The organism is Haploplasma modicum ATCC 29102 (genome assembly GCF_000687835.1).
GTDB classification, from domain to species: domain Bacteria; phylum Bacillota_I; class Bacilli_A; order Acholeplasmatales; family Acholeplasmataceae; genus Haploplasma; species Haploplasma modicum.
The window spans coordinates 215,958-238,812 of sequence record NZ_JHYB01000003.1 but is presented as its reverse complement, the minus strand read 5'-3'; the positions used below and the strand labels follow the sequence as shown (position 1 = coordinate 238,812).

At 30.6% G+C, this 22,855-nt stretch carries 18 protein-coding genes, 1 pseudogene and 1 other annotated feature; of the genes and pseudogenes, 17 read left to right on the top strand and 2 right to left on the bottom strand.

The features are described 5' to 3' along the window. The 10 genes from T352_RS06905 to T352_RS0103605 all read left to right on the top strand — a co-directional run. Nucleotides 1–744: RHS repeat-associated core domain-containing protein (locus T352_RS06905; RefSeq protein WP_162151176.1), on the top strand; the 744-nt coding region annotated here is incomplete at its 5' end. Nucleotides 745–758: 14 nt separating this feature from the next. Then, the gene (locus T352_RS0103650; protein WP_026391809.1) at nt 759–1,295 is read left to right on the top strand and encodes a hypothetical protein; all 537 of its coding nucleotides are present in this window, start codon (nt 759–761) and stop codon (nt 1,293–1,295) included. A 218-nt stretch (nt 1,296–1,513) separates the two neighbouring features. Continuing rightward, nucleotides 1,514–1,645: a hypothetical protein gene (locus T352_RS07375; RefSeq protein WP_269146502.1), complete on the top strand. Its 132-nt coding sequence runs from the start codon at nt 1,514–1,516 to the stop codon at nt 1,643–1,645. Between the two features lie 9 nt (nt 1,646–1,654). Further along, a complete protein-coding gene (locus tag T352_RS0103635) occupies nt 1,655–3,256 on the top strand; it encodes a recombinase family protein (RefSeq protein WP_026391808.1) in 1,602 nt (533 codons plus the stop codon). Between the two features lie 123 nt (nt 3,257–3,379). Continuing rightward, a complete protein-coding gene (locus T352_RS0103630) occupies nt 3,380–4,000 on the top strand; it encodes a hypothetical protein (protein WP_156951189.1) in 621 nt (206 codons plus the stop codon). After that, the gene (locus tag T352_RS0103625) at nt 4,000–4,461 is read left to right on the top strand and encodes a hypothetical protein (RefSeq protein ID WP_026391806.1); all 462 of its coding nucleotides are present in this window, start codon (nt 4,000–4,002) and stop codon (nt 4,459–4,461) included. The genes T352_RS0103630 and T352_RS0103625 overlap by 1 nt, the downstream gene beginning before the upstream one ends. A gap of 373 nt (nt 4,462–4,834) precedes the next feature. Beyond that, nucleotides 4,835–4,990 (top strand): hypothetical protein, encoded by a 156-nt coding sequence (locus tag T352_RS07115; RefSeq protein WP_156951188.1) that lies wholly within the window; start codon nt 4,835–4,837, stop codon nt 4,988–4,990. After that, nucleotides 4,971–6,578, top strand: coding sequence for a recombinase family protein (locus tag T352_RS0103615; protein ID WP_162151175.1), 1,608 nt, complete (start codon nt 4,971–4,973; stop codon nt 6,576–6,578). Before T352_RS07115 ends, T352_RS0103615 begins: the two co-directional genes overlap by 20 nt. Nucleotides 6,579–6,694: 116 nt before the next feature. Continuing rightward, complete coding sequence (locus tag T352_RS0103610; RefSeq protein WP_162151174.1) at nt 6,695–7,237, top strand: hypothetical protein; 543 nt, start codon at nt 6,695–6,697, stop codon at nt 7,235–7,237. A 58-nt stretch (nt 7,238–7,295) separates the two neighbouring features. Continuing rightward, the gene (locus T352_RS0103605) at nt 7,296–7,907 is read left to right on the top strand and encodes a hypothetical protein (protein ID WP_026391803.1); all 612 of its coding nucleotides are present in this window, start codon (nt 7,296–7,298) and stop codon (nt 7,905–7,907) included. A 130-nt stretch (nt 7,908–8,037) separates the two neighbouring features. On the opposite strand, the gene T352_RS0103600 is transcribed toward T352_RS0103605, so the two are convergent. Both T352_RS0103600 and T352_RS0103595 read right to left on the bottom strand, forming a co-directional pair. Continuing rightward, entirely contained in the window at nt 8,038–9,777 is a 1,740-nt protein-coding gene (locus tag T352_RS0103600) for an ABC transporter ATP-binding protein (RefSeq protein WP_026391802.1), read from the bottom strand. Next, entirely contained in the window at nt 9,774–11,522 is a 1,749-nt protein-coding gene (locus tag T352_RS0103595) for an ABC transporter ATP-binding protein (protein WP_162151173.1), read from the bottom strand. Before T352_RS0103595 ends, T352_RS0103600 begins: the two co-directional genes overlap by 4 nt. Nucleotides 11,523–11,817: 295 nt before the next feature. Here T352_RS0103595 and rplK point away from each other — a divergent pair, with 295 nt between their 5' ends. From rplK to rpoC, 7 genes and pseudogenes are all read left to right on the top strand, one after another. After that, on the top strand, nt 11,818–12,255 hold the full coding sequence (rplK, locus tag T352_RS0103590; RefSeq protein ID WP_026391800.1) for a 50S ribosomal protein L11: 438 nt from the start codon (nt 11,818–11,820) through the stop codon (nt 12,253–12,255). 60 nt (nt 12,256–12,315) lie between these two features. After that, nucleotides 12,316–13,017 (top strand): 50S ribosomal protein L1, encoded by a 702-nt coding sequence (gene rplA, locus T352_RS0103585; protein WP_026391799.1) that lies wholly within the window; start codon nt 12,316–12,318, stop codon nt 13,015–13,017. Beyond that, nucleotides 13,016–13,130: a sequence feature (ribosomal protein L10 leader region), on the top strand. It overlaps the preceding gene by 2 nt. Before the next feature lie 11 nt (nt 13,131–13,141). Beyond that, nucleotides 13,142–13,636 carry a 50S ribosomal protein L10 gene (gene rplJ, locus T352_RS0103580; RefSeq protein WP_026391798.1) on the top strand — a complete coding sequence of 165 codons (495 nt, stop codon included), beginning with the start codon at nt 13,142–13,144 and terminating at the stop codon, nt 13,634–13,636. Nucleotides 13,637–13,659: 23 nt separating this feature from the next. Next, nucleotides 13,660–14,028, top strand: a complete 369-nt coding sequence (gene rplL / locus T352_RS0103575; protein WP_026391797.1) for a 50S ribosomal protein L7/L12 — start codon at nt 13,660–13,662, stop codon at nt 14,026–14,028. Between the two features lie 75 nt (nt 14,029–14,103). Continuing rightward, nucleotides 14,104–14,700 carry a class I SAM-dependent methyltransferase gene (locus T352_RS0103570; RefSeq protein WP_026391796.1) on the top strand — a complete coding sequence of 199 codons (597 nt, stop codon included), beginning with the start codon at nt 14,104–14,106 and terminating at the stop codon, nt 14,698–14,700. A 117-nt stretch (nt 14,701–14,817) separates the two neighbouring features. Next, on the top strand, nt 14,818–18,672 hold the full coding sequence (gene rpoB / locus T352_RS0103565; protein WP_026391795.1) for a DNA-directed RNA polymerase subunit beta: 3,855 nt from the start codon (nt 14,818–14,820) through the stop codon (nt 18,670–18,672). Next, nucleotides 18,672–22,754, top strand: a pseudogene (rpoC, locus tag T352_RS0103560) (DNA-directed RNA polymerase subunit beta'); the annotation flags it as partial. The gene rpoB and the pseudogene rpoC, both read left to right, overlap by 1 nt. Between the last annotated feature and the right edge of the window lie 101 nt (nt 22,755–22,855).

Genomic DNA, 22,855 nt, shown 5'->3' with positions numbered 1-22,855 from the left:
GGATATATCTATGATGTAGAGAATAAGCTTTATTACTGTGAATCAAGATATTATGATCCAGAGTTAGGTAGATGGCTATCTATTGATAGTTATAATTATCTTGATCCAAGTAGCGCTAATGGAAGTAATCTATATGCATATTGTGTGAATAATCCTGTTATGTACTCCGACCCCAGCGGTAATATGCCTGAATGGTTAAAATGGACAATAGGCATAGGAATAATTGTTGGTTTGGGGGTAGCAACGGTTTTAACAGGAGGTGCCGCAGCTGCTATATTGGGAAGTGCATTCTTGGGTGCATCTGTCGGTGGAGCCGTTGGAATTATTAGTGGTGTTTCACTCGATGAAGATGGTTTTCATTTCGATTCAAATAAGGCCTCTACAGGATTCATGCTAGGTTCGATAACTGGAGCTATATCTGGTGCCATTGGAGCAAAAGTTGGAGCAATTGCTAAACTTGGGACTTATGGACAACGAGCAATTATGGCAGGTATTGATGGAACTCTATCCTTAGGGGCATATTTAGGACAAGCTGGCATTCATGGAGATAAAATTTCTTTAGGTGGTGCTTTAATATCATTTGGATCAGGATTATTTAGTTTTGCAGATCCTACAGGTTACAAAGTGTTCGATGCTATTTGGGGACCAATGATGGGAGCTGAAATTGCCTGGGCATATGATTTAATTTCTGGTATGGGTAGAAAATCAAATATAGCAACAATAAGATTAATACCATACTTCTAGGAGGATTAGTTTAAATGAAAAAGTATAATAATATAGCTAACCATATGGGGTTTATTACAGTATTAATGAATGTAATATCGTCAATAATGATTATTTTCTTTGCTACAAGAGAGCAGTCTATAGATACCATTGTTCCAATAATTGGATTTTCATGCATAATAGTGACCGTTAATTTTGTATATTTTTATCTACTGGATCACTGGTATTTAACTTATTATGATGAACAGCAAATTGTACAAAAATGGTTTAAAAAAAGAAAAAAAATAAATTTTGAAGAAGTTAATTATTTATACTTTATTGGAGCAATGGTTATTGCTTCTACACATGATTTTAATATAAGCGTTAAAGACACCACCATGAAAGAAAGAAGAAGAATATTAAAGATGCTTAAAAATGAAGTGTGTATATCAATTAATATTTATGATAAATTGTTCCCAAAAATACTTCTTGAAAAATGTATTAATGCAGTGAAAATTGATTTAGGTGTAAAAGAAAAAGTTTATAGAGAAATGTTTGAGTTAGACTCAAAAGATGACCCGGAACAAACATAACAAAGTTTAGTTTTACTGTTACGCGGAACGTGGCTATACTAATAGCCACGTTATCGCGTACTAAACTGTGTTGGTTTTAAGTGCTACTAAACCACAATTCATATAATATTCAAGATAAGAGTGTGAAAATGCACTCTTTTTTCTATTTAAATTCATAGAATGCCACTTTATGTCGTTAGTCATTCATATACTTAAGACATAAGAGGTATAAAAAGCATATGAAAAAAGAAAATTCAGACAAAATAAAAGTAAAACAGACCTTAACTGTCTATTATAAAGATGAAGAGTATAAAACTATTGAGCAAATAGTTTTAAAACTAATTGAAAAAGAAATAGGTGGAAGAAAGTAGGTTTTACAATTGACAACTGGTAAACATAGAATAACAGCACTTTATTGTAGACTATCTAGAGATGATGATTATAATGGTGATAGTGCAAGTATTCAAACCCAAAAACAAATGCTAGAACAATATGCTAAACAAAACTCATTTTCTCATACCAAGTTCTACATTGATGATGGCTATTCAGGTACTTCATTTGAAAGACCAGGGTTTCAAGAACTTATTAATGATATTGAAAAAGGTAAAGTAAGTACTATCATCACTAAAGACTTATCAAGACTGGGTCGTGATTATCTAAAGACAGGATATTATCTTGAGAACTACTTCCCAGAACAAAGGGTACGTTTTATCGCAGTTAATGATAGTGTTGACAGCAGTAAAGAACATCAGGAGTTTACACCGTTTAGAAATATTATGAATGAATGGTATGCTAAAGATATTAGTAAAAAGATAAGGTCAGCTTATCACACTAAGGCACTTGAAGGTAAATTTACAGGACCTTTCGCACCCTATGGTTATATGAAAAATCCAAATAATAAACATCAACTCATCATTCATCCAGAAACAGGACCGGTCGTTCAAAGAATCTTTGAACTGGCAAGAAGTGGACTAACTACTTTTAAGATATCCATGGTACTTAGCAAAGATAAAATCTTAAAACCTAGAGCACAAATCATTAAAGACCATGGAAAGTATGTCATGGATAAGTTTGTTAAACACCCCTTTGATTGGAGTTCAAGATCCATTCATGCCATATTGGGAAACATGGAATATTTAGGTCACTTAGTCTGTAATAGAAATAAATCTAAATCATTTAAGGATAGAACATTAATCAATGTACCGAAAGCAGATTGGATCATAGTTAAAAATACCCATGAAGCACTTATAGATGAAGAAATATTTAATATCATTCAGCCAATGATTACAGCCAAAAGAACAAACATCAAAGAAACAACAACCTATCAAATGTTTGTAGGACTTCTTAGATGTCCTGATTGTGGTAAAACCTTATCCTTTTCAAGATATAACAACAGAAAGAGTTTTGGTGCTTATGCATGTTCCACCTATAGAAGATTTGGTAAAGGTTATTGTACAACCCACTATATCAGTTATGAAAAGCTTTATCATATGATCTTGGACGATATCAACAAACATTTAAAACACGCTAAAATCAACGAAGAAACAGTTTTAAAACATATGTTAGCATCCAATCAGGTCAAACATGAAAAGGATTTAAATAGGTATCAAAAAGAAATACTTAAGTTTGAGAAAAGAGTTGAAGACATCAATACACTGATTAAAAAGATATATGAAGATCGAATGCATGAAAAGATTAGTGAAGAGCGTTTCATAATTTTCTTAAAAGATTATGAAACCGAACAAACAAATATCAAAGAAAACATTGAAGCATTAAGATTACAGTTAAGTGATTATAAAGATAAAAAAGATGATACTGAGAAGTTTTTAAGTATCATTAGAAAATACAAGCATTTAAAAGAACTAGACGCAAGCATCTTAAATGAAATGATTGAAAAGATACTCATTTATGATACAAAAGAAGAAAATGGAGTAAAACAACAAAGAATTGATATCTATTATAAGTTTGTAGGTATACTCTAAAGAAAACGACAAAACACTAAATTTTGTCGTTTTTACTATAAAAATAGGGTTTTAATTGGTATAATGAGAGTATAAAAGTACTTGAATATGACTATGCTGGGTTAGAGGCACATGACTCCAGTGATGTACTCAGATAGCACCGGAAATAGTCCGGAATGGTGGCATTGGGTAGCAAGTGGTGCTATGGTAGTGGGTGGCGTAGCATTAATGTTTACCCCACTGGGAATTCTTGGTGGAGCACTTGTAACAGCGGGTGTTAGTTCTATGGTAGGAGGTTATTTAAGTGAACAGTCAGGAGGTTCATTTACTGCTGGTTGGGTTGGAGGAGCGGTTGCAGGATTTGTATCTGGTTTAGGAGCTGGTATGGCATCGTCTCTATACTATGCTGCAACTATTTCTGCAGGTGGTGGAACATTTTATGCTATGGGGAGTTTTGCAGTTGCTGGAACACTTGGATTTTTAGGAAACTTTGGCGGTAGTATTATTACTCAATCTTGGGATAATAAGCAAATAGATTTCACGCAGGCATTTGTTAGTGGAACTATTGGTGGTATACTGAATGTGGCATTTGTTCCTTTCTCGGCTGGGGCAAACGTACTTAGCAAATTCGGATATCAAACACTATCTGTTGGATATTCAATCTTAGTGGAAACTATATCTCAGGTAGCCTCATACGGTATAGATCAAGTTATAAATGGAAGTCACAACTATCGTTTTAATAGATTAACTAGGAGATTTGGCTAATGAAAAAAGAATATTTTGTTCATAAATATTTGTTGTTGCAATTGATTATAAGTATGTTAATAATCAGTATTGCACTTTGCTTAATAATGATTCATTTTTACTCATCAAACAATTTTGAGGGTGCTTTATATATGCTTGCGTTTTTAATACTTACGATAAGCATATTTACGTGTATTATATTTGTCCCAATTACTAGACTTATATCTAGGGTAGAAATAGATAGTGACAAGATAAGAATAAAAAACTATAGTAAGAGTATTGCTGAATTGTTTTGGAATGAAAAACTAACGATGACTGAAAAATTGATTGGTGGGGCTAAGTATTTAGTTATTACAGGGCAGAATAACAAGACAATCTTGTTTTGTTACAGTAAAAGTGTGATTAAGCATATTATGATGGTCTGTTCAAATAAACATATTTTAGATCAGATAAATAAAAAATACAAGATACTAAATCAATAATAGAACAAACAAAGAAATAGTAGTAACGATTCATTTTATAAGAAATGTGCTCTATATTTTAAATTCGAAAATTAACTTGAGATGTCGTATTTTTGTAAAAATAATAATTACATGAAATAAAATTAAAGACTTAAAGTAAGAGATTTTGAGAGTCATAAAGAGTTTAGTTTTTCAGTGTGCGGAACGTGGCTATACTAATAGCCACGTTATCGCGTACTAAACTGTGTTGGTGTTAAGTGCTACTAAACCGTATCTCATCAAATATGTAGTCTAAGAGTGTATAAATGCACTCTTTTTCCTATTTAAAATCATCAAATGCCATTTTATGTCGTTAGTCATTCATATACTTAAGGCATAAGAGGTGTTTAAAGACATGAAAAAAGAAAAATCAAAGAAAATAAAAGTCAAAACTTCAACTTCTGCCTATTATAAAGTAGAAAGCAATCATACTATTCAAAAAATAGTTATAAGTATGATTCAAAACGAAATTGAAAGTAGGCTAAGAGGTCATGAAGGGTATAAATCATAAAATCACAGCACTGTATTGTAGGCTCTCAAGAGATGATGATTACAATGGAGATAGTTCAAGCATTCAAACGCAAAAACAAATGTTAGAATTATTCGCCAGTCAAAATCATTTTCAAAACACAAAACTCTACATTGATGATGGCTATTCAGGTACAACATTTGAAAGACCAGGCTTTCAAGAATTAATTTCTGATATTGAAAAAGGGTTAATACATTTAATTGTCACTAAAGATTTATCTAGACTAGGCAGAGATTACTTAAAGACGGGGTATTATTTAGAAAATTACTTTCCAAATCATAAGGTAAGGTTTATAGCAATTAACGATAGTGTAGATAGTAGTAAAGAACATCAAGAGTTCACACCATTTAGAAATATAATGAATGAGTGGTATGCTAAAGATATTAGTAAGAAAATAAAGTCTGCATATCGAATCAAGGCACTTGAAGGAAAGTTTACGGGTGCATATGCGCCATATGGCTATATGAAAGATCCTAACAATAAACATAAATTAATAGTTAATCCTGAAACCGGACCTATTGTTAAGAAAATCTTTGAACTGGCAAAATCAGGTCTTACAACATTTAAAATAGCTATGGTTTTAAAAGGTGAAAACATATTAAAACCAAGAGCTCAAATCATCAAAGATCATGGTAAGTATGTTACCGATAACTTTGTAAAATATCCTTATGATTGGAGTAATCGAACGATATATTCCATACTTACTAATATGGAGTACTTAGGTCATCTTGTAAGTAATAAAAACAGATCTAAATCATTTAAAGATAGAACTTTGACCAATGTAGATAAGGCAGACTGGATCATTGTTAAAAATACACATGAAGCATTAATTGATGAAGAAACCTTTAATATCATTCAACCGATGATTGCAGTAAAAAGAAAAGCAGTTAAGGAAACTAAAGTAAATCAAATATTTATTGGTTTACTAAGGTGTCCTAAATGTCAAAAAACTTTATCTTTTTCTAGGACCCAATCAAGAAACAGTTTTGGCACATTTGCATGTTCTACATATAGAAAGTTTGGTAAAAAGTATTGTACGATGCATTACATAACTTATGAAAATTTATATCAAGCTGTATTAAGTGATATAAACAAACATTTATTACAAGCAAATCTAAATGAACAAGAACTTTTAAATATCATCATGAAACAATATTCAAAGAAACAACGAAATGACCTTGAAGTGTATAAGAAAGACCTTAAAAAACATAAAGAGAGATTTAATGAAATAGATATCATTGTACAAAATTTATATGAAGATAAAATTAAAGGTAGTTTAGATGAAAGAAGATTTATTGTCATGATGAAGTCTTATGAAGAGCAACAAAAAGAACTTAAATTAAAAATTGATCATCATGAAGGTGAAATAGAAACATTTAATGAAAAGAAAGATGATACAAATAGATTCATGAGCATTATAAGAAAATATAAAAAAATAGAAGTATTAGATGCAGGTATATTAAATGAGTTTATTGAAAAAATATATGTTCATGAAGTAACACACGATGAAGATAACCGAAATCAAAAAATAGATATACATTATAAATTTATAGGTTTAATATCAAAATGACAGAATCTTTTAATGATTTTGTCGTTTTTGGTCTAAAAGAAGGGTAAATTAGGTATAATTATTGTATAAGCACGTAATAATATGGTTTGGTGCTCTATAGGAACATTACTCCAATAATGTACTTCGATGGCAATGGAACATTTGGTAAAAAAATCATATCAAAATCAATAAAATTATTTAAGAAAATTGGAAAATTTATTGGTGAAACAGTAGAATCTAGTGTACAATATACTAAAACAGTTATAAAAGATTTTAAATATTATATATTCGCAACAACTGAAACAGGTGTTCAAATTGACTTGGATACATCAACAGGTAAGGTATTTAATTTTAGCATAAACACACCATCTAATCCTTGGAATTTTTGGGAATATTCTTTTGGACTAGATGTCAAAGTTAAAGGGGTTGGTTTCGGGGTCGGTATTGGAGGAGAAAATTCTTTAAGTCTACATTGGAAAAAAAGCACATTTAGTGTGTTCGGAAACGCACTTGGAAGAATAGGTTTTGAGACTAAAACAGATATAAATGATTATAGTTCTAACTATTCAAGACTATCATTTAATGCTCCAGAAATCTTGGCTATAGGTGCTTTAATGTATTTTGCTGCTCCTGTTTTAATACCCTTGAGTTTTGCTGCCTTTATAATTACAACAAATTGATATAATAAATAGAAAGAGAGGAAAATAAAATACAATTTCAAGTATTTTATTAACAAATATGAAAGTTTTAACAAATGTCGTTATTCATTGGGATTATTTAGTATATACTTTTTTCGTAGCAAGTATCTTAGCAATTTTGTTATCAATAGTTGAATTCACTATCGCTAAAAAAAATGTGGAATTATTTAAAGAAGGAAAATATGATGAAGTCTTAAAAAGATCAAAATTAATAATGTATAGACCTAAATACTATAGTCTTAGAAATCATGTGGTACTGTATAGAGCGTACTCATATTTACACAAAGAAGAATATAATAATTTTTTTACTGAATTAAAGGGAGTCACTAATAAAAATTTACAATACAGAAAATATTATTGGTTAACTTTCACATATTTTTATTTAGACAACCAAGAAAAAGCAAAAGAGAATTACAATAAATTTATAAAAAGCAAGGATAAAGTTAAGAAGAAAAACTTAGATGAGTACGGTCATTTAAATAAATATTTATCATCAATAATTTTGTATCATAATCAAAATATTAGAGAAGCAATAGAAGGAATAAAAGAAGCTGAACTTAATAGACAGTTTCCAATTGAAAAAGAATACTATGGTAATCTGTTAAAAATAATTACAAATATATTAACAACTAATCATGACAAATATGATTAATAGAGTTAAAATGTTAAAATAATATTTAACTAATTCATTTCTTTAGGCAGATGATTTATTATCCTGCCTTTTTATTTTTATAAAGAAAAAAGACTTAACTCAATAAACTTGAATTAAGTCTTAAATTTAATTATTCATCAAACTGACTATTATATAGTTGTTCATAGAAACCATGATTGTTCATTAATGTTTCATGATTTCCGATTTCAATAATTTCTCCATCTTTTAAAACAATAATCTTATCAGCATTTTTAATTGTTGATAATCTATGAGCAATAACAAAACTTGTTCTATTTTTCATAATATTTCTCATTGCTTCTTGAAGCATTAACTCAAGTCTAGTATCAACGGTAGAAGTAGCCTCATCTAAAATTAAGATAGCAGGATCAGCAAGGAAAGCACGAGCAATTGTCATTAATTGTTTCTCACCTTGACTAATATTATTAGCTTCTTCATTAATTTCCATATCATAACCAAGCGGTAATGTATGAACGTAGTGATTGATGTTTGCAAGTGTTGCTGCATCAATAATTTCTTCCATTGCTGCATCATCTTTACCGTATTTAATATTATTAGCAATAGTACCATTAAATAACCATGTATCTTGTAAAACCATTCCAAAATATGTTCTTAAATCATTACGTTTTAAATCTTTAATGTTTATGCCATCTAATAATATTTCACCTTCATTTATTTCATAAAATCTCATTAAAAGATTAATGATTGTAGTTTTACCACTTCCGGTTGGACCAACGATTGCGATCATTTCACCAGGTTTTGCTTCAAATGAAATATTTTTTAAAATTGGTTTATCAGCTACATATGAAAAACTTACGTTCTTAAGTTCAATATGACCTTTAACTTCATCTAGGCTAAATGTTTCTACAGGATCAGCAGATTCTTCTTTTTCATCTAGAAAGTTAAATACTCTCTTACCCGCAGCAATTGATGATTGAACAATAACACTCATTTGTGTAATTGAGGTAATTGGGTTTGCTAAGCGCCAAATATATCTAATTCCTGCGTGAAGTAATGCAAGAGGAATTGCTCCAGCAAATGCCATCTTACCACCCACTAATACTAAAATAGCAATTGTAAAATAAGTAACAGTACTTACTAAAGGGTTTAATAAACCTGAGACAAAATCTGATTTAAAGATTGCATCTGATAAATCTTCCATAATATCATCAAACATTAAAGCAGAATCTTCTTGTTTATTGTAAAGTGATATTTCTTTAAAGCCATTATATTGTTCTTGAAGGTGTCCGGATAATGTTCCAAACACTCTAAATCTTTTACTATATAGTGGGCCTGAGAATTTAAGGATTACACGTGAGATTGAAAATATAATAACAAACATTATAAGTGCAAGAAGTGAAAATTGCCAGGTTAACTTAGTAAGCATAAAGAATAATACAAAGATAATTGATAAAACAGAGTTTATAATTGAAGCAAATGCTTGTTGGAGTCCATTACCAAGTGACTCAACATCATTTGACATAATACTCATAATATTACCAATTGGTTTAGTATCAAAATAACTAACTGGCATTTTATGAAGTTTTTGTTGAACGTCATTTCTAATTTTCTTCATTGTTTTTTGAATTGCTGTAGTAAGTGAAAAGTTAATAATTAATCTAAGCGTTGCTACAGTAATATAGACAATAACAAGAGTTAAAACAATTCTTAATAAAACAATTCTAAAGTCATCAATAGCAATTGGATTTTCTAATTGTTTTTGAATTGCTGCAATAATTTCACTTTCTAAAATTGGTGAATAAGAAACAAGTAATGCAACAATTGTAATTAAAATAACAGAGGTAATAATAACAAAGTAGTAGTTTTTAAAATAACTTAATAATTTTTTCATTGTAACTCCTCCTCTGATAATTGTGACTTAGCAATTTCTTGGTAGATTTGGCAATCTTTCATTAATTCCTTATGTTTACCAATTCCAACGATCTTACCTTTGTTTAAGACAATAATCTTATCTGAGTTCATAATCTGTGAAATTCTTTGAGCAACAATCAATGTAATAGCGTTCTTAGATACTTCCTTTAGTGCCTGGTTGAGGTTTGAAGCAGTTTTATAGTCTAAGGCAGAGAATGAGTCATCAAAGATATAAATGTCTGGATTTTTAACAATAGCACGTGCTATTGAGACCCTTTGTCTTTGTCCTCCAGATAGGTTTGCTCCCATCTCGCTAATTGGATCGTTATAACCTAACTCCTTGTTTACAATAAACTCGTGAGCTTGTGCAACTTTAGCAGCATTTATAATTTCTTCCTTAGTTGCATCTTTCTTTCCGTATCTAATATTAGACTCAATAGTTCCGTTAAATAGAATTGCTTTTTGTGGGATAAAGCCAATTTTTGATCTTAAATAATTTAAATCAAAGTCTTTTATATTTACACCGTCAAGTAAAATTTCTCCACTAGTAACATCAGTTAATCTAGGGACTAAATTAATGAGAGTCGATTTACCACTTCCGGTTGAACCGATAAAGGAGACGGTCTCACCTGCTTTAGCTGTAAAATTAATATTATCTAAAACAGGTAGGTCACTATCAACAAACTTAAATGAAACATTCTTAAATTCTAGTGTACCTTTCTTTTCTACATATGTTAAAGCATTTTCTTTATTTTTAATCGAAATATCAGTATTTAAAACTGCACTAATTCTTCTTGCTGAAACCATTGTTCTAGGATATAAAACAAATAACATTGAAAATGATAAAATAGAAAACATTATTAAAAACTGATAATCAAAAAACTCAGTAATCCTACCAATCGTTAAACTAGTTCCTGGTCTATTTGCTTCAAAACCAGCGAAGTATAAAGTAATAACTACAATTAAGTTTAAGATGAAGAAGAAGATTGGTTCGGTTGAAGTCATAATTTTAAAAAGTTTTAAACTAGTTGAAGTATATCTTTCACTAACTTCATCAAATCTTTCTGCTTCATATTTGTTTTTTCTAAATGCTCTAACTACTCTAACCCCAGTTAAGTTTTCTCTCGTAACTTTATTTAATTTATCTAAGTTTACTTGTTGTCTTTCTGATAAAGGTTTTGATAGTTTAATAACAATGAAGATACCAAATATTACAATTGGGATGGAAATTAATGTTGCAGGAAGTAGACTAGGAATATTTTTAGCAACTAAAAATAAAGCTACAATAATAATTGCCGGTGACATAAATGCAACACGATAAAAAGTACTAACAAAGTTTAATATTTGAAAAACATCACTTGTTGTTCTTGTAATAAGTGAGGATATTCCAAACTGGCTAATTTCTTCACTTGAAAATGTTTGAACCTTTTTGAAAACATCATTTCTAATATCAACTAAGATTAGAGTTGAAGTTCTAACGGATGCAAAGTTTGTAATAACATTACCGATTGCCCCAATTAAAGCAACAACGATTAAAAGTGATCCAAGCTTTATCATCAAATCATAATCTCCAGCAAAACCATTATTATTTGGTAAAGCTTTATCAATAATATTAGAAATAACAAGTGTTATTCCAAGTTCAGCAATCGCAACACCGAAGATTGCTATTAAGTTTAATATAAAGTATTTTTTGTGTTTCATTAAGTAAGAAAATATTAATTTCATGATACACCCTCCTAATTCACTAATATAATAAGATATATATAATATTCTACCTTATAGTATTTTATACTTCAAAAACTTTAATGTCAAATAAAACCGTGATAAAAAAAACATGATAAAATATCTTATAAGTTTAAGCTGTTTTTATGGAAAAAAACTTAGCAAAAATTAATTAAAAATTATAAGTTGACAAATCATATATAAGGTGTTAAAATATTAACGCGTGTAAAAACACACCAAAGTGGGAGAATTAATTCATAAACCACATACTTATATAAAAAGAAGGAGGATGTGTATCATGGCAAAAAAATTAAAAGTTGTAAGAGAAGTTAAATTGCAAATTGCAGCAGGTAAAGCTACACCAGCACCACCAGTTGGACCAGCATTAGGTCAAGCGCAAGTTAACATTCCACAATTTTGTCAACAATTTAATGACCGTACAAAAGAACAAATGGCTCTTGGTGTTAAAATTCCAGTAGTTATCTCAGTTTACGATGACCGTTCATTTACATTTGTGACAAAAACACCACCAGCAAGTGACTTACTTAAAAAAGCAGCTAATATCCAAAGAGGATCAGCTAAGCCAAACAAAGAAAAAGTGGCTACAATTAAAAGAGATAAAGTAAGAGAAATTGCAGAATTGAAGATGCCTGACTTAAATGCTTTTGATGTTGAAGCAGCAATGAAAATTGTTGAAGGAACAGCAAAAAACATGGGGATCATTATTGAAGACTAATTTAACGGTCTAAACTGTGGGAGGAAATCCCGCTATACCACATTTTGGAGGAGTATATTTATGAAAAGAGGAAAAAGATACCTCGAAGCAGCTAAACAAGTTGACAGATTAAAAGAATATAAACTTTTAGAAGCAACTGAATTAGTTAAAAAAACTTCTACCGTAAAATTCGATGCTTCAGTTGAAGTAGCATTCAGATTAAACTTAGATCCACGTAAAGCGGAACAAAATTTAAGAGGTGCAATCGTATTACCACACGGTACAGGTAAAGTTTCAAAGGTAGTAGTAATCGCTCAAGGCGAAAAAGCAAAAGAAGCAAAAGATGCAGGAGCAGATTTTGTGGGAGATAAAGATTTAATTGATCAAATCTCAAAAGGTTGGTTTGACTTCGATGTTATCGTTGCAACACCAGACATGATGGCACAATTAGGTAAACTAGGACGTGTTTTAGGACCTAAAGGATTAATGCCAAATCCAAAAACTGGAACAGTAACATTAGATGTTGCTAATGCAGTTAAAGAAATCAAAGCAGGTAAGATTGAATACCGTGTTGATAAAGTAGGAAACATTCATGCTTCTGTAGGTAAAGTATCATTTACTAAAGAACAATTAGCAGAAAATATTCATACTTTATTCGAAAGAATTGTTCAAATCAAACCAAGCACAGTAAAAGGAACATACCTAAAGAACTTAACAGTTACTTCAAGTATGGGACCTGGTATTAAAATTGATCGCGATGATATGCGCGAATTTAAAAAATAATAAAAATTTAACCTAACCAAAGACAGTAGATGCGATATGCTTAATATTCTACCGAGGTACTAATTTAGTCTCTCTTTTTGTCTTTGGAATAAGAGAGATTTTTATTTGAAGAAGGAGGACTTTCATGGAAAGAGCAAGTGTAGTAAAAAAAGTTGCAGCGGTTGAAGTTTTACAAGAAAAAATTAAACTAGCAAAAACTGCCATTCTTTTCGATTACAAAGGATTAACTGTTGATCAATTTACAAAATTAAGACGTAATCTACGTAACGAAGGTTGTGATGTTACAGTTCATAAAAACAACATCGCAAGAAGAGCAGCTATTGCAGCAGGTTATGAAGGTTTAGCAGAAGCATTTGTAGGACCAAAAGCATTAATCTTAGGATTTGATGACGTTGTAGCTCCTGCAAAAATTATTGCAGACTTTGCAAAAGACAATAAAGTTGTTGTTATTGACGGTGGTATCATCGAAGGTAAAGTTGTTACAAATAAAGAAGTTATGGATTTAGCAAACTTACCATCAAGAGAAACATTATTAACACAATTAGCAGCTGGATTATTAATGCCAGTAAGAGAAATCGCAATCGGATTAAATATGATTAGCGAACAAAAAGACAATTAAGAAAAAATTAGGAGGAATTAAAAATGGCAAAATTAACTAAAGAAGCATTCGTAGAAGCTTTAAAAGAAATGACATTATTAGAAATTAAAGAATTAGTAGATGGATTAAAAGAAGAATTTGGTATTGACCCAACAGCAGTAGCAGCAGCAGGTCCTGCAGCAGCAGTTGAAGCTGAAGAACAAACAGAATTCAACGTAATATTAAAATCATTCGGTGGAAACAAAATCGCTGTTATTAAAGCTGTTAGAGAATTAACAGGTTTAGGTTTAGCAGATGCTAAAACATTAACAGAAACAGCAGATGCAGTTGTTAAAGAAGCAGTTGCAGCAGACGTTGCTGAAGAAGCAAAAGCAAAATTAGTGGAAGCTGGAGCAACAGTTGAAATTAAATAATTTCAATTATTAAAATAAGAAATTTAACCTGAGAAAATAACTCAGGTTTTTTTCACTTATTAAAAGAGGTGTAAAATGAGTCATTATTACAAAAATGATGAGTCTTTAGAAGATAAAATAAAAACCATCAAAGTAAATGTAAGAGATCTAGATTTAACTTTTAAAACAAACTCTGGAGTTTTTAGTAAAGATGGATTAGATTATGGAAGTAGAGTATTAATAAATAATGTCTTATTAAAGGATAGTAAGATTAAAATTGCTGATGTTGGTTCTGGTTATGGTCCAATTGGGATAAGTCTTGCTAAACTTTATCCAAATAGTAATGTCTTTATGTTTGATGTTAATGAAAGAGCAGTAAACTTATCAATAGAAAATGCTAAAATTAACAATGTATCAAACATAGAAGCAAATATCAGTGACATTTTAAGTAAGGCTAATAATTATTTTGATGTTGTAGTAACAAATCCACCAATTAGAGCAGGTAAAGATATTGTTTTTAAAATATATGAAGAGTCTTATGAAAAATTAGTTTCGGGTGGAGTTATTTATTCGGTTATCCAAAGGAAACAAGGAGCTCCTTCTTCCTTTAACAAATTACTGGAAGTTTTCGGTAATTGTGAGGTAATTGACAAAAATAAAGGATATTGGATTTTATATAGTAGAAAGTTATAAAAATAATTGACATATTGATTTAATTGTGGTAATATTATAAATTGCATAATAGTGGTTAAGTCCATGATTTTTTGTGTTTTATAATAAAAAAAATTGAAAATGATGGGAGTAGAAAAAATGGGAAACAATCCAAGTTTTAGAGATGTTAAATATGGTAAACATGCTGTTAGAAGAAACTATTCTAAGATGCGTTATGATATTGAATTACCAGATTTAATTGAAATACAGACAAATTCTTTTGCGGATTTCTTAGAAAATGACATTGCAGAATTATTGCGTGATATTTCACCAATAGTGGGGCATAACGGGGAACTTAAATTATATTTTGAGGACCACTTTTTAGAGAATCCAAAGTTTGGTATTCAAGAATCAAAAGACCGTGACCAAACATATTCTAGAACATTAAAAGCTCGCGTTAGACTTGAAAGTGTTAAAGAAGGGCAAGTTAGGGAAGATGTTACATTAATGACAGATATTCCTATGATGACTCCCAATGGTACTTTTATAATTAATGGTGCTGAACGTGTTGTTGTTTCACAGATTATTAGATCATCAGGCGCATATTATAGCGAGGATTATGATAAAAAAACAAATGAGATTAAGTATACTGCTCAAATAATCCCAACTCGTGGTGCTTGGATCGAATATGAAATGGATAGTAGAAATAAAATGTTTGTTAAGGTTGATAGATCAAGAAAATTACCTTTAACAACATTTATGCGTTCAATTGGTTTATCAAAAAATAAAGATATTTTAAATCTTTTTGGTAACTCAAAATATTTAAAAGAAACATTAGAAATTGATGAAACAAAAAATTCTGATGATGTTATTATTGAATTATATTCAAAATTAAGACAAGATGACAAGGTTCCTGCAAATGCTGCTAGGGAATTTTTACGTGTTCGTCTTTTCGATCAAAAAAGATATGATTTAATGCCAGTTGGTCGCTATAAATTAAACAAGAAATTAGACTTATTAAAACGTGTAAAAAATTATTATCTAGCTGAAGATATTTTCAATGCTGAAACTGGTGAAGTTTTAGTTGAAGAAAAGACTCTTTTAACAGATGATGTTTTAAAATTAATTAATGAAAATCGTGATTCAATTAGAGAAGAAGTAATTTCAATTGAAGATTCATTAGAAAATGAGGCACCAAGTGAAATTTTTGGTGTGTATAACCAAGAAGAAGATAGATTATTTGCTAAGGAAAATATTTCAAATATTAGAACTGGTGAAGTAATTATCTTTAAAGATGAAGAAATTACAGAAGAAAAAATTATTGAATTACAAAAAAATCGTTTAAGCTTAGACGAAAGAGTAATTAAGTACTTCTTAGAAGGTAAATCAGTCTTTGATAAAGAACGTGAACGCCGTGGTGTTATCGTTGAAAAAATCAAGATTTATTTAACAGAAGAAGATGAAGAAATTACTGAAAAAACAAAGAAAATTGATGTTGTAGGTAACTATCAATTAGAAGATAGAATTCATATTACTCTATCAGATATTATTGCTTCAATGAGTTATTATATTAATCTTTATGATGGCTTAGGTGAAACAGATGATATTGACCATTTAGGTAATAGAAGACTTAGATTAATTGGTGAATTATTAAAGAATCAATTTAGAATTGGTTTAGCAAGAACAGAGAAAAATATTAAAGATAAAATGTCAACAGTAAGTTTTTCTGATGCAACACCAAATAGTATTATTAATATGTCACCACTATCAGGTGTTATTAAAACATTCTTTGGTAGTAGCCAATTATCACAGTTCATGGATCAAGTAAACCCACTGAGTGAATTAACACAAAAAAGAAGAGTATCTGCCTTAGGTACTGGTGGTATTGCTAGAGATAGAGCTGGGGTTGAAGTACGTGACGTGCATAATACTCACTATGGTAGAATTTGTCCAATTGAAACACCTGAAGGTCCATCAATTGGGTTAATTTCATCACTTTCAACATATAGTAAAGCTGATAAATACGGCTTTATTCAAACACCATATTTTAAATTAGACTTATCAAGACTTGATGAAAATGGTAGACCAATTCCACGAGTAATTAATGAAATTGAATATTTAACAGCAGATGAAGAAAAAGATAAAGTTATTGCTTCAGCAGCAACTCCATTAGATGAAAATGGCGATTTTGTTGAAAAAAGAATTATTGGACGTCATGCTGGTGAAACTAATATTTACTACCGTGATGAGTTTACTCACATGGACGTTTCACCTAAACAAATTGTTTCTGTTTCAACAGCAACAATTCCATTCCTTGAACACGATGATGCTACTCGTGCGTTAATGGGTGCAAACATGCAACGTCAAGCAGTACCTTTAATTGCTCCTGAATCACCAATTGTTGGGACAGGTGTTGAATACCGTGCCGCTAAAGACTCTGGTGCAGTTTTAGTTTCAAATCACGAAGGTTATGTAACTTATGTTGATGCAGCTAAAATAGTTATTACAAAAGAACCAACTGAAAAGGTAAAATTTGCAGGTAATGTTTTATATGATCCAGAAATTGGATTTAATAGTGAAGTTGCTCGTAAATTACGTGAATATGGTCAAGATGATAGTGAAGTTTATTGGTTACAAAAATTCAACCGATCAAACCAAGATACTTTTATCTTACAAAAACCTTTAGTTGAATTAGGTGAAAAAATTAATGTTGGTGATTTAATCTCTGATGGAGCATCAACTGAAAATGGTGAATTAGCACTTGGTAGAAACGTAACTGTGGCATTTATGACATGGGACGGATATAACTATGAAGATGCTATTATCATGTCAGAAGATTTAGTTAAAAATGACGTTTATACATCAATCCATATTGATGAATATGAAATTGAAACAAGAGATATTAAAACAACAAGCTCAAGCTACCAAGAAGAAATTACAAGAGAAGTACCACAAGCATCAACAGACGCGTTAAAGAAATTAGACTCAGAAGGTATTATCATTGTAGGTAGTGAAGTTAAAGAAGGAGATATTTTAGTTGGTAAGATTACACCTAAGGGAGTAAATGATCCAACACCTTCAGAACGATTAATCCAAAGTATTTTAGGTGATAAGTCAAGAGATTACCGTGATACTTCATTAAGAGTGCCACATGGTGGTGGAGGAATTGTTCAAAAAATTCAAGTTTATTCAAAAGCAAACGGTGATATCTTACCTCCAGGTGTAAACAAATCAATTAAAGTGTTTGTTGCTCAAAAACGTAAGATTACAGAAGGCGATAAGATGGCTGGTCGTCATGGTAATAAAGGGGTTATCTCTAAGATTTTACCAAGAGAAGATATGCCACATATGGCTGATGGTACACCAGTAGACATCATGTTAAACCCACTAGGGGTTCCATCAAGAATGAACATTGGACAAGTTTTAGAAATCCACTTAGGAATGGCTGCTAAAAAATTAGGCATTAAAGTTGCAACACCAGTATTTGATGGTGTAACAGATAGTGAATTAAGAGCAGTTATGAAAGAAGCAGGATTAGATGATGATGGTAAAACTGTTTTATATGATGGTAGAACCGGTGAAGCATTTGATAATAGAATCTCCGTTGGTGTGATGTATATGATTAAACTATCACACATGGTTGATGATAAATTACATGCTAGATCAGTTGGACCATACACACTTGTTACTCAACAACCAATGGGTGGTAAGGCACAAAACGGTGGACAAAGATTTGGGGAAATGGAAGTTTGGACTCTATATGCTTATGGTGCCGCACATACATTACAAGAAATATTAACTGTTAAATCAGATGATATGATTGGTAGAAATAATGTTTATAGCGCGATTACTACAGGTAAAGAGATTCCAAAACCAAGCATTCCAGAATCATTTAGAGTTTTCACTAGAGAATTACAATCACTTGGTTTATATGTTGAGTTGATTGATAATCAAACAGGTGTTAACGAAGCAAATAGACCATTATTTAATGGTAAAAAAGGAGGAAATTATTAATGAATAATGATATATTAAAAACTCCAGTTGAAAGTTTAAAATTATCTGATACAGTATTAGAAAAATTAAAATTATCAGCGATTGATACATTAGAAGATTTTAATACTTTTACTCTTAAAGAAATTAATTTAATTTTAGACGATGTTTTTGGAGAAATATTACCAGTACTTAAAAAATATTTCCTACCAAATAAATTAGAAAATTTAAACTTAAATGATGAAATAATTGATAAATTAAAAGCAGCAAGAATTAATACATTTGAAGAATTAGTTAAATATGATAAAAGAACACTTTATTCATTATTTGAAGATGATGAGATTTTATTAAGTGAATTAAACGAATTATTTACTTTATTTGAAATTCCAGCATTAGTTCCTTTTGTTGAAGGAGAAGCTTCATACTATGAAGAAGATAATGAAGAAGCAGCAAAAGACATTGACTTATCAAAACGTATTAAAAAAGAAGTTGAACCATTACGTAAAGGTTATGGTTCAAGAAGCTTTACCCACTTTAAGATTAGACTTGCTTCACCAAATGAAATTAGACAATGGTCATATGGTGAAGTTAAGACTCATGAAACAATTAACTATAGAACTGCAAAACCTGAAACAGGTGGACTTTTCTGTGAAAGAATTTTCGGACCAACTAAAGACTATCAATGTGCTTGTGGTAAAAAACAAAATATTAACAAAGGACAAATTTGTCCAAAATGTGGTATTGAAATTACTCAATCAAAAGTTAGACGTGAAAGAATGGGTCATATCGAATTAGAAGCACCAGTAGTACATACATGGTATATCAAGAGTACACCATCAAAACTTGCTATTTTATTAGGTATTAAATCTAAACAATTAGAAAGTGTTATCTACCTTGCTTCATATATCGTAACTGATCCAGGAAGTACACCTTTAGCAAAGAAAACAATTTTATCAGAACAAGAATATACACAGTTACTAGAAAGATATCCATTACAATTTACAGCTGAAACTGGTGCTCAAGCAATTAAGACATTATTAATGGAATTAGATTTAGATAAGGAAGTTCAAATCTTAAGACGTAAAGCTAAATCAAAATCTGCACAAAAACGTGAAAAAGCAATTAAACGTTTAGAAGTAGTAGAATCATTTAATAATTCAGATAATAAACCAGAGTGGATGGTATTAGATGTTATTCCAGTTATACCACCTGATTTAAGACCAATGGTTGCTTTAGACGGTGATAGATTTGCTACAACTGACTTAAACGACTTATACAGAAGAATTTTAAATAGAAATAATAGACTTAAAAAACAAAAACAAGAAAGAGCACCTCGCTTAATCTTACAAAACGAAAAACGTATGTTACAAGATGCAGTAGATGCATTAATTGATAACTCAAAACGTGGTAAAAAACAAACAGTAGAACGTGGTAGAAGTCTAAAATCATTATCAGATATGTTAAGAGGTAAACAAGGTAGATTACGTCAAAACTTACTTGGTAAACGTGTTGACTATTCTGGCCGTTCAGTAATTATTGTTGGTCCAGACTTAGAAATGTATCAATGTGGTATTCCACGTCAAATGGCGATTATTCTATTTAAACCATTCGTTTTAAGAGAATTACAATTATCACAAAAATTAGATAAGAAAAACGTTAATAATAAATATGATTCAATGGATGATGATGTATGGCAAGCATTAGAAAAAGTTGTTAAGGAACATCCAGTACTACTTAACCGTGCTCCTACATTACACAGACTTGGTATTCAAGCATTTGAACCAAAATTAATCGATGGTAAAGCAATTAGATTACATCCACTTGTAACTCCAGCGTTTAACGCGGACTTTGACGGGGACCAAATGCCTGTTCACGTTCCACTTTCAAATGAAGCTCAAGCCGAAGCAAGATTATTAATGTTAGCAAGTAACAATATTTTAAACCCTAAAGATGGTAAACCAGTTGTTACACCATCACAGGATATGGTTTTAGGTAATTATTACTTAACAATGGAAGCAGAATTAGCTAAAGCTCCTAATATGGAAAATAGTGAAAAATATGCTTTTGTTAACCGTAATGAAGGTAAATTCTTCTATGATTTAAAAGAATTAGAACTTGCATATGATAAAAAAGAAATTGGTCTACATACAAGAATTATTGTTAAGCCAACAATTCTAAAACACCAATTTACTGATAAACAAAAAGAAATGTATTTAGTAACTACATATGGTAAATTAATCTTTAACCAAGTATTACCAGATAGTTTCTATTATTTAAATGAACCAACAGAATTAAACCTTGAAAACGGTGTTCCAGATAAATACTTCATACCAAAAGGAACAAATCCTCATGATGTATTACCAAATCTAGAAATACCAAAACCATTTAACAAGAGTTTCTTAGGTAAAATCATTTCAAGAGTATTTAAACTATTAAATATTAGTGAAACATCAAAAATATTAGACAAAATTAAAGACTTAGGATTTAAATATTCAACAGTTGCTGGATTTACAATCTCATTTGCAGATATTAACGTATATTCTAAAAAAGAAGAATTGATTAAAGAAGTAACTGGAAAAGTTCATGATGTTGAAGATGCTTATGAAGAAGGTCTAGCAACAAAAGAAGAAAGAAGAAAACTGATTATTGAATTATGGGAAGAAGCTAATAACAAGATTAAAGAAGAACTTAAAAAAGAGTTAGATGAAGAAAATCATATCTACATGATGATTGATTCAGGAGCTCGTGGTTCAATCAACTCATTTGTTCAGTTATCAGGGATGCGTGGTCTGATGGTTAACCCTAAAGGGGAAAAAATCGAAGTTCCAGTTCAAGCATCATTTAGGGAAGGTTTAACCGTTTCTGAATTCTTTATTTCAACTCACGGTGCGAGAAAAGGATCAACCGATACAGCGTTAAAAACAGCTGAATCAGGATATTTAACAAGAAGATTAGTTGACGTATCACAAGAAGTTATCGTTGTTGAAGAAGATTGTTTCTCAGACAAAGGATTACTAATTAAAGATATTGTTGAAGGAAACAAAGTTATTGTTCCAATGAAAAACCGTATCTTAGGTAGATATGCTAACTCTCCTGTCTTAAATCCAAAAACTAAGAAACAAATTATTGGTAGAAATGAATTAATTACTGAAGAAGTTGTTGCAGAAATTGTAAAAGCCGGTGTAACTGAAGTTGATATTAGAAGTGTTCTAACATGTAACTCAGACAATGGTGTTTCAGCAAAAGCTTATGGTAGAAACCTAGCAACTAACACAAATGTGGAAGTTGGGGATGCTGTAGGTGTTGTTGCTGCTCAATCAATTGGGGAACCAGGAACACAGCTTACAATGCGTACTTTCCATACCGGAGGGGTTGCTTCAGCGAGCGATATTACTCAAGGGTTACCACGTATTCAAGAATTATTTGAAGCTAGAACTCCAAAAGGGGAAGCTAAGATCAGTGAAGTAAATGGTAAAGTAAAAGAAGTAACTCGTCAAAAGAATGGTTCATACGAAATTGTTATTACTGAAAATGTAAGAGAACAAGCATTATATACATACTATGTAGATAAAGAAGATCACTTACTAGTAAAAATAAATGAAAAAGTTATTGATGGCTTAGATTTAACATCATCAGGAATTCAAAGTGAAGTAAATGGTGTTGTTAAAGACATTAAAGAAACCGAATCAGGATATCAATTAGATATCTTAAGTAATCAAAAAGAACAATCAGACTTTAAATATATGATTGATCCAAACGTTGAAATATTAGTTAAAAAAGGACAAAATGTTACTCCAGGTCAAAAACTATCACAAGGTAACATTAATCCAAAACAATTACTTAGAGTATTATCAGCTGATGCTACACAACAATATATTTTAGAAGAAGTTCAAAAAGTATATTCAGCTCAAGAAGTAGAAATTAGTGATAAACACATTGAAATTATTGTAAGACAAATGTTTAGACGTATATTAGTTATTTCTGAAGGTGATTCTAATTTATTACCAGGTTCTGAAGTATCCGTACCAGTATTTAAAAATGCTGTAAGAGAAGCTTTAAGAAATGGAACAAGATTACCAGTTGGTAAACCAATCTTACTTGGTATTACAAGAGCATCACTAAGAAGTGATTCATTCTTATCAGCTGCATCATTCCAAGAAACAACTAAGATCTTAACTGAAGCAGCAATTAAAGGTTCAGTTGACGA

Coding starts and splice junctions, on each gene's coding strand:
- T352_RS0103650 (WP_026391809.1), top strand. CDS start 759: ATGAAAAAGTATAATAATATAGCTAACCATATGGGGTTTATTACAGTA.
- T352_RS07375 (WP_269146502.1), top strand. CDS start 1,514: ATGAAAAAAGAAAATTCAGACAAAATAAAAGTAAAACAGACCTTAACT.
- T352_RS0103630 (WP_156951189.1), top strand. CDS start 3,380: ATGTACTCAGATAGCACCGGAAATAGTCCGGAATGGTGGCATTGGGTA.
- T352_RS0103625 (WP_026391806.1), top strand. CDS start 4,000: ATGAAAAAAGAATATTTTGTTCATAAATATTTGTTGTTGCAATTGATT.
- T352_RS07115 (WP_156951188.1), top strand. CDS start 4,835: ATGAAAAAAGAAAAATCAAAGAAAATAAAAGTCAAAACTTCAACTTCT.
- T352_RS0103615 (WP_162151175.1), top strand. CDS start 4,971: ATGAAGGGTATAAATCATAAAATCACAGCACTGTATTGTAGGCTCTCA.
- T352_RS0103610 (WP_162151174.1), top strand. CDS start 6,695: ATGTACTTCGATGGCAATGGAACATTTGGTAAAAAAATCATATCAAAA.
- T352_RS0103605 (WP_026391803.1), top strand. CDS start 7,296: ATGAAAGTTTTAACAAATGTCGTTATTCATTGGGATTATTTAGTATAT.
- T352_RS0103600 (WP_026391802.1), bottom strand. CDS start 9,777: ATGAAAAAATTATTAAGTTATTTTAAAAACTACTACTTTGTTATTATT.
- T352_RS0103595 (WP_162151173.1), bottom strand. CDS start 11,522: ATGAAATTAATATTTTCTTACTTAATGAAACACAAAAAATACTTTATA.
- rplK (WP_026391800.1), top strand. CDS start 11,818: ATGGCAAAAAAATTAAAAGTTGTAAGAGAAGTTAAATTGCAAATTGCA.
- rplA (WP_026391799.1), top strand. CDS start 12,316: ATGAAAAGAGGAAAAAGATACCTCGAAGCAGCTAAACAAGTTGACAGA.
- rplJ (WP_026391798.1), top strand. CDS start 13,142: ATGGAAAGAGCAAGTGTAGTAAAAAAAGTTGCAGCGGTTGAAGTTTTA.
- rplL (WP_026391797.1), top strand. CDS start 13,660: ATGGCAAAATTAACTAAAGAAGCATTCGTAGAAGCTTTAAAAGAAATG.
- T352_RS0103570 (WP_026391796.1), top strand. CDS start 14,104: ATGAGTCATTATTACAAAAATGATGAGTCTTTAGAAGATAAAATAAAA.
- rpoB (WP_026391795.1), top strand. CDS start 14,818: ATGGGAAACAATCCAAGTTTTAGAGATGTTAAATATGGTAAACATGCT.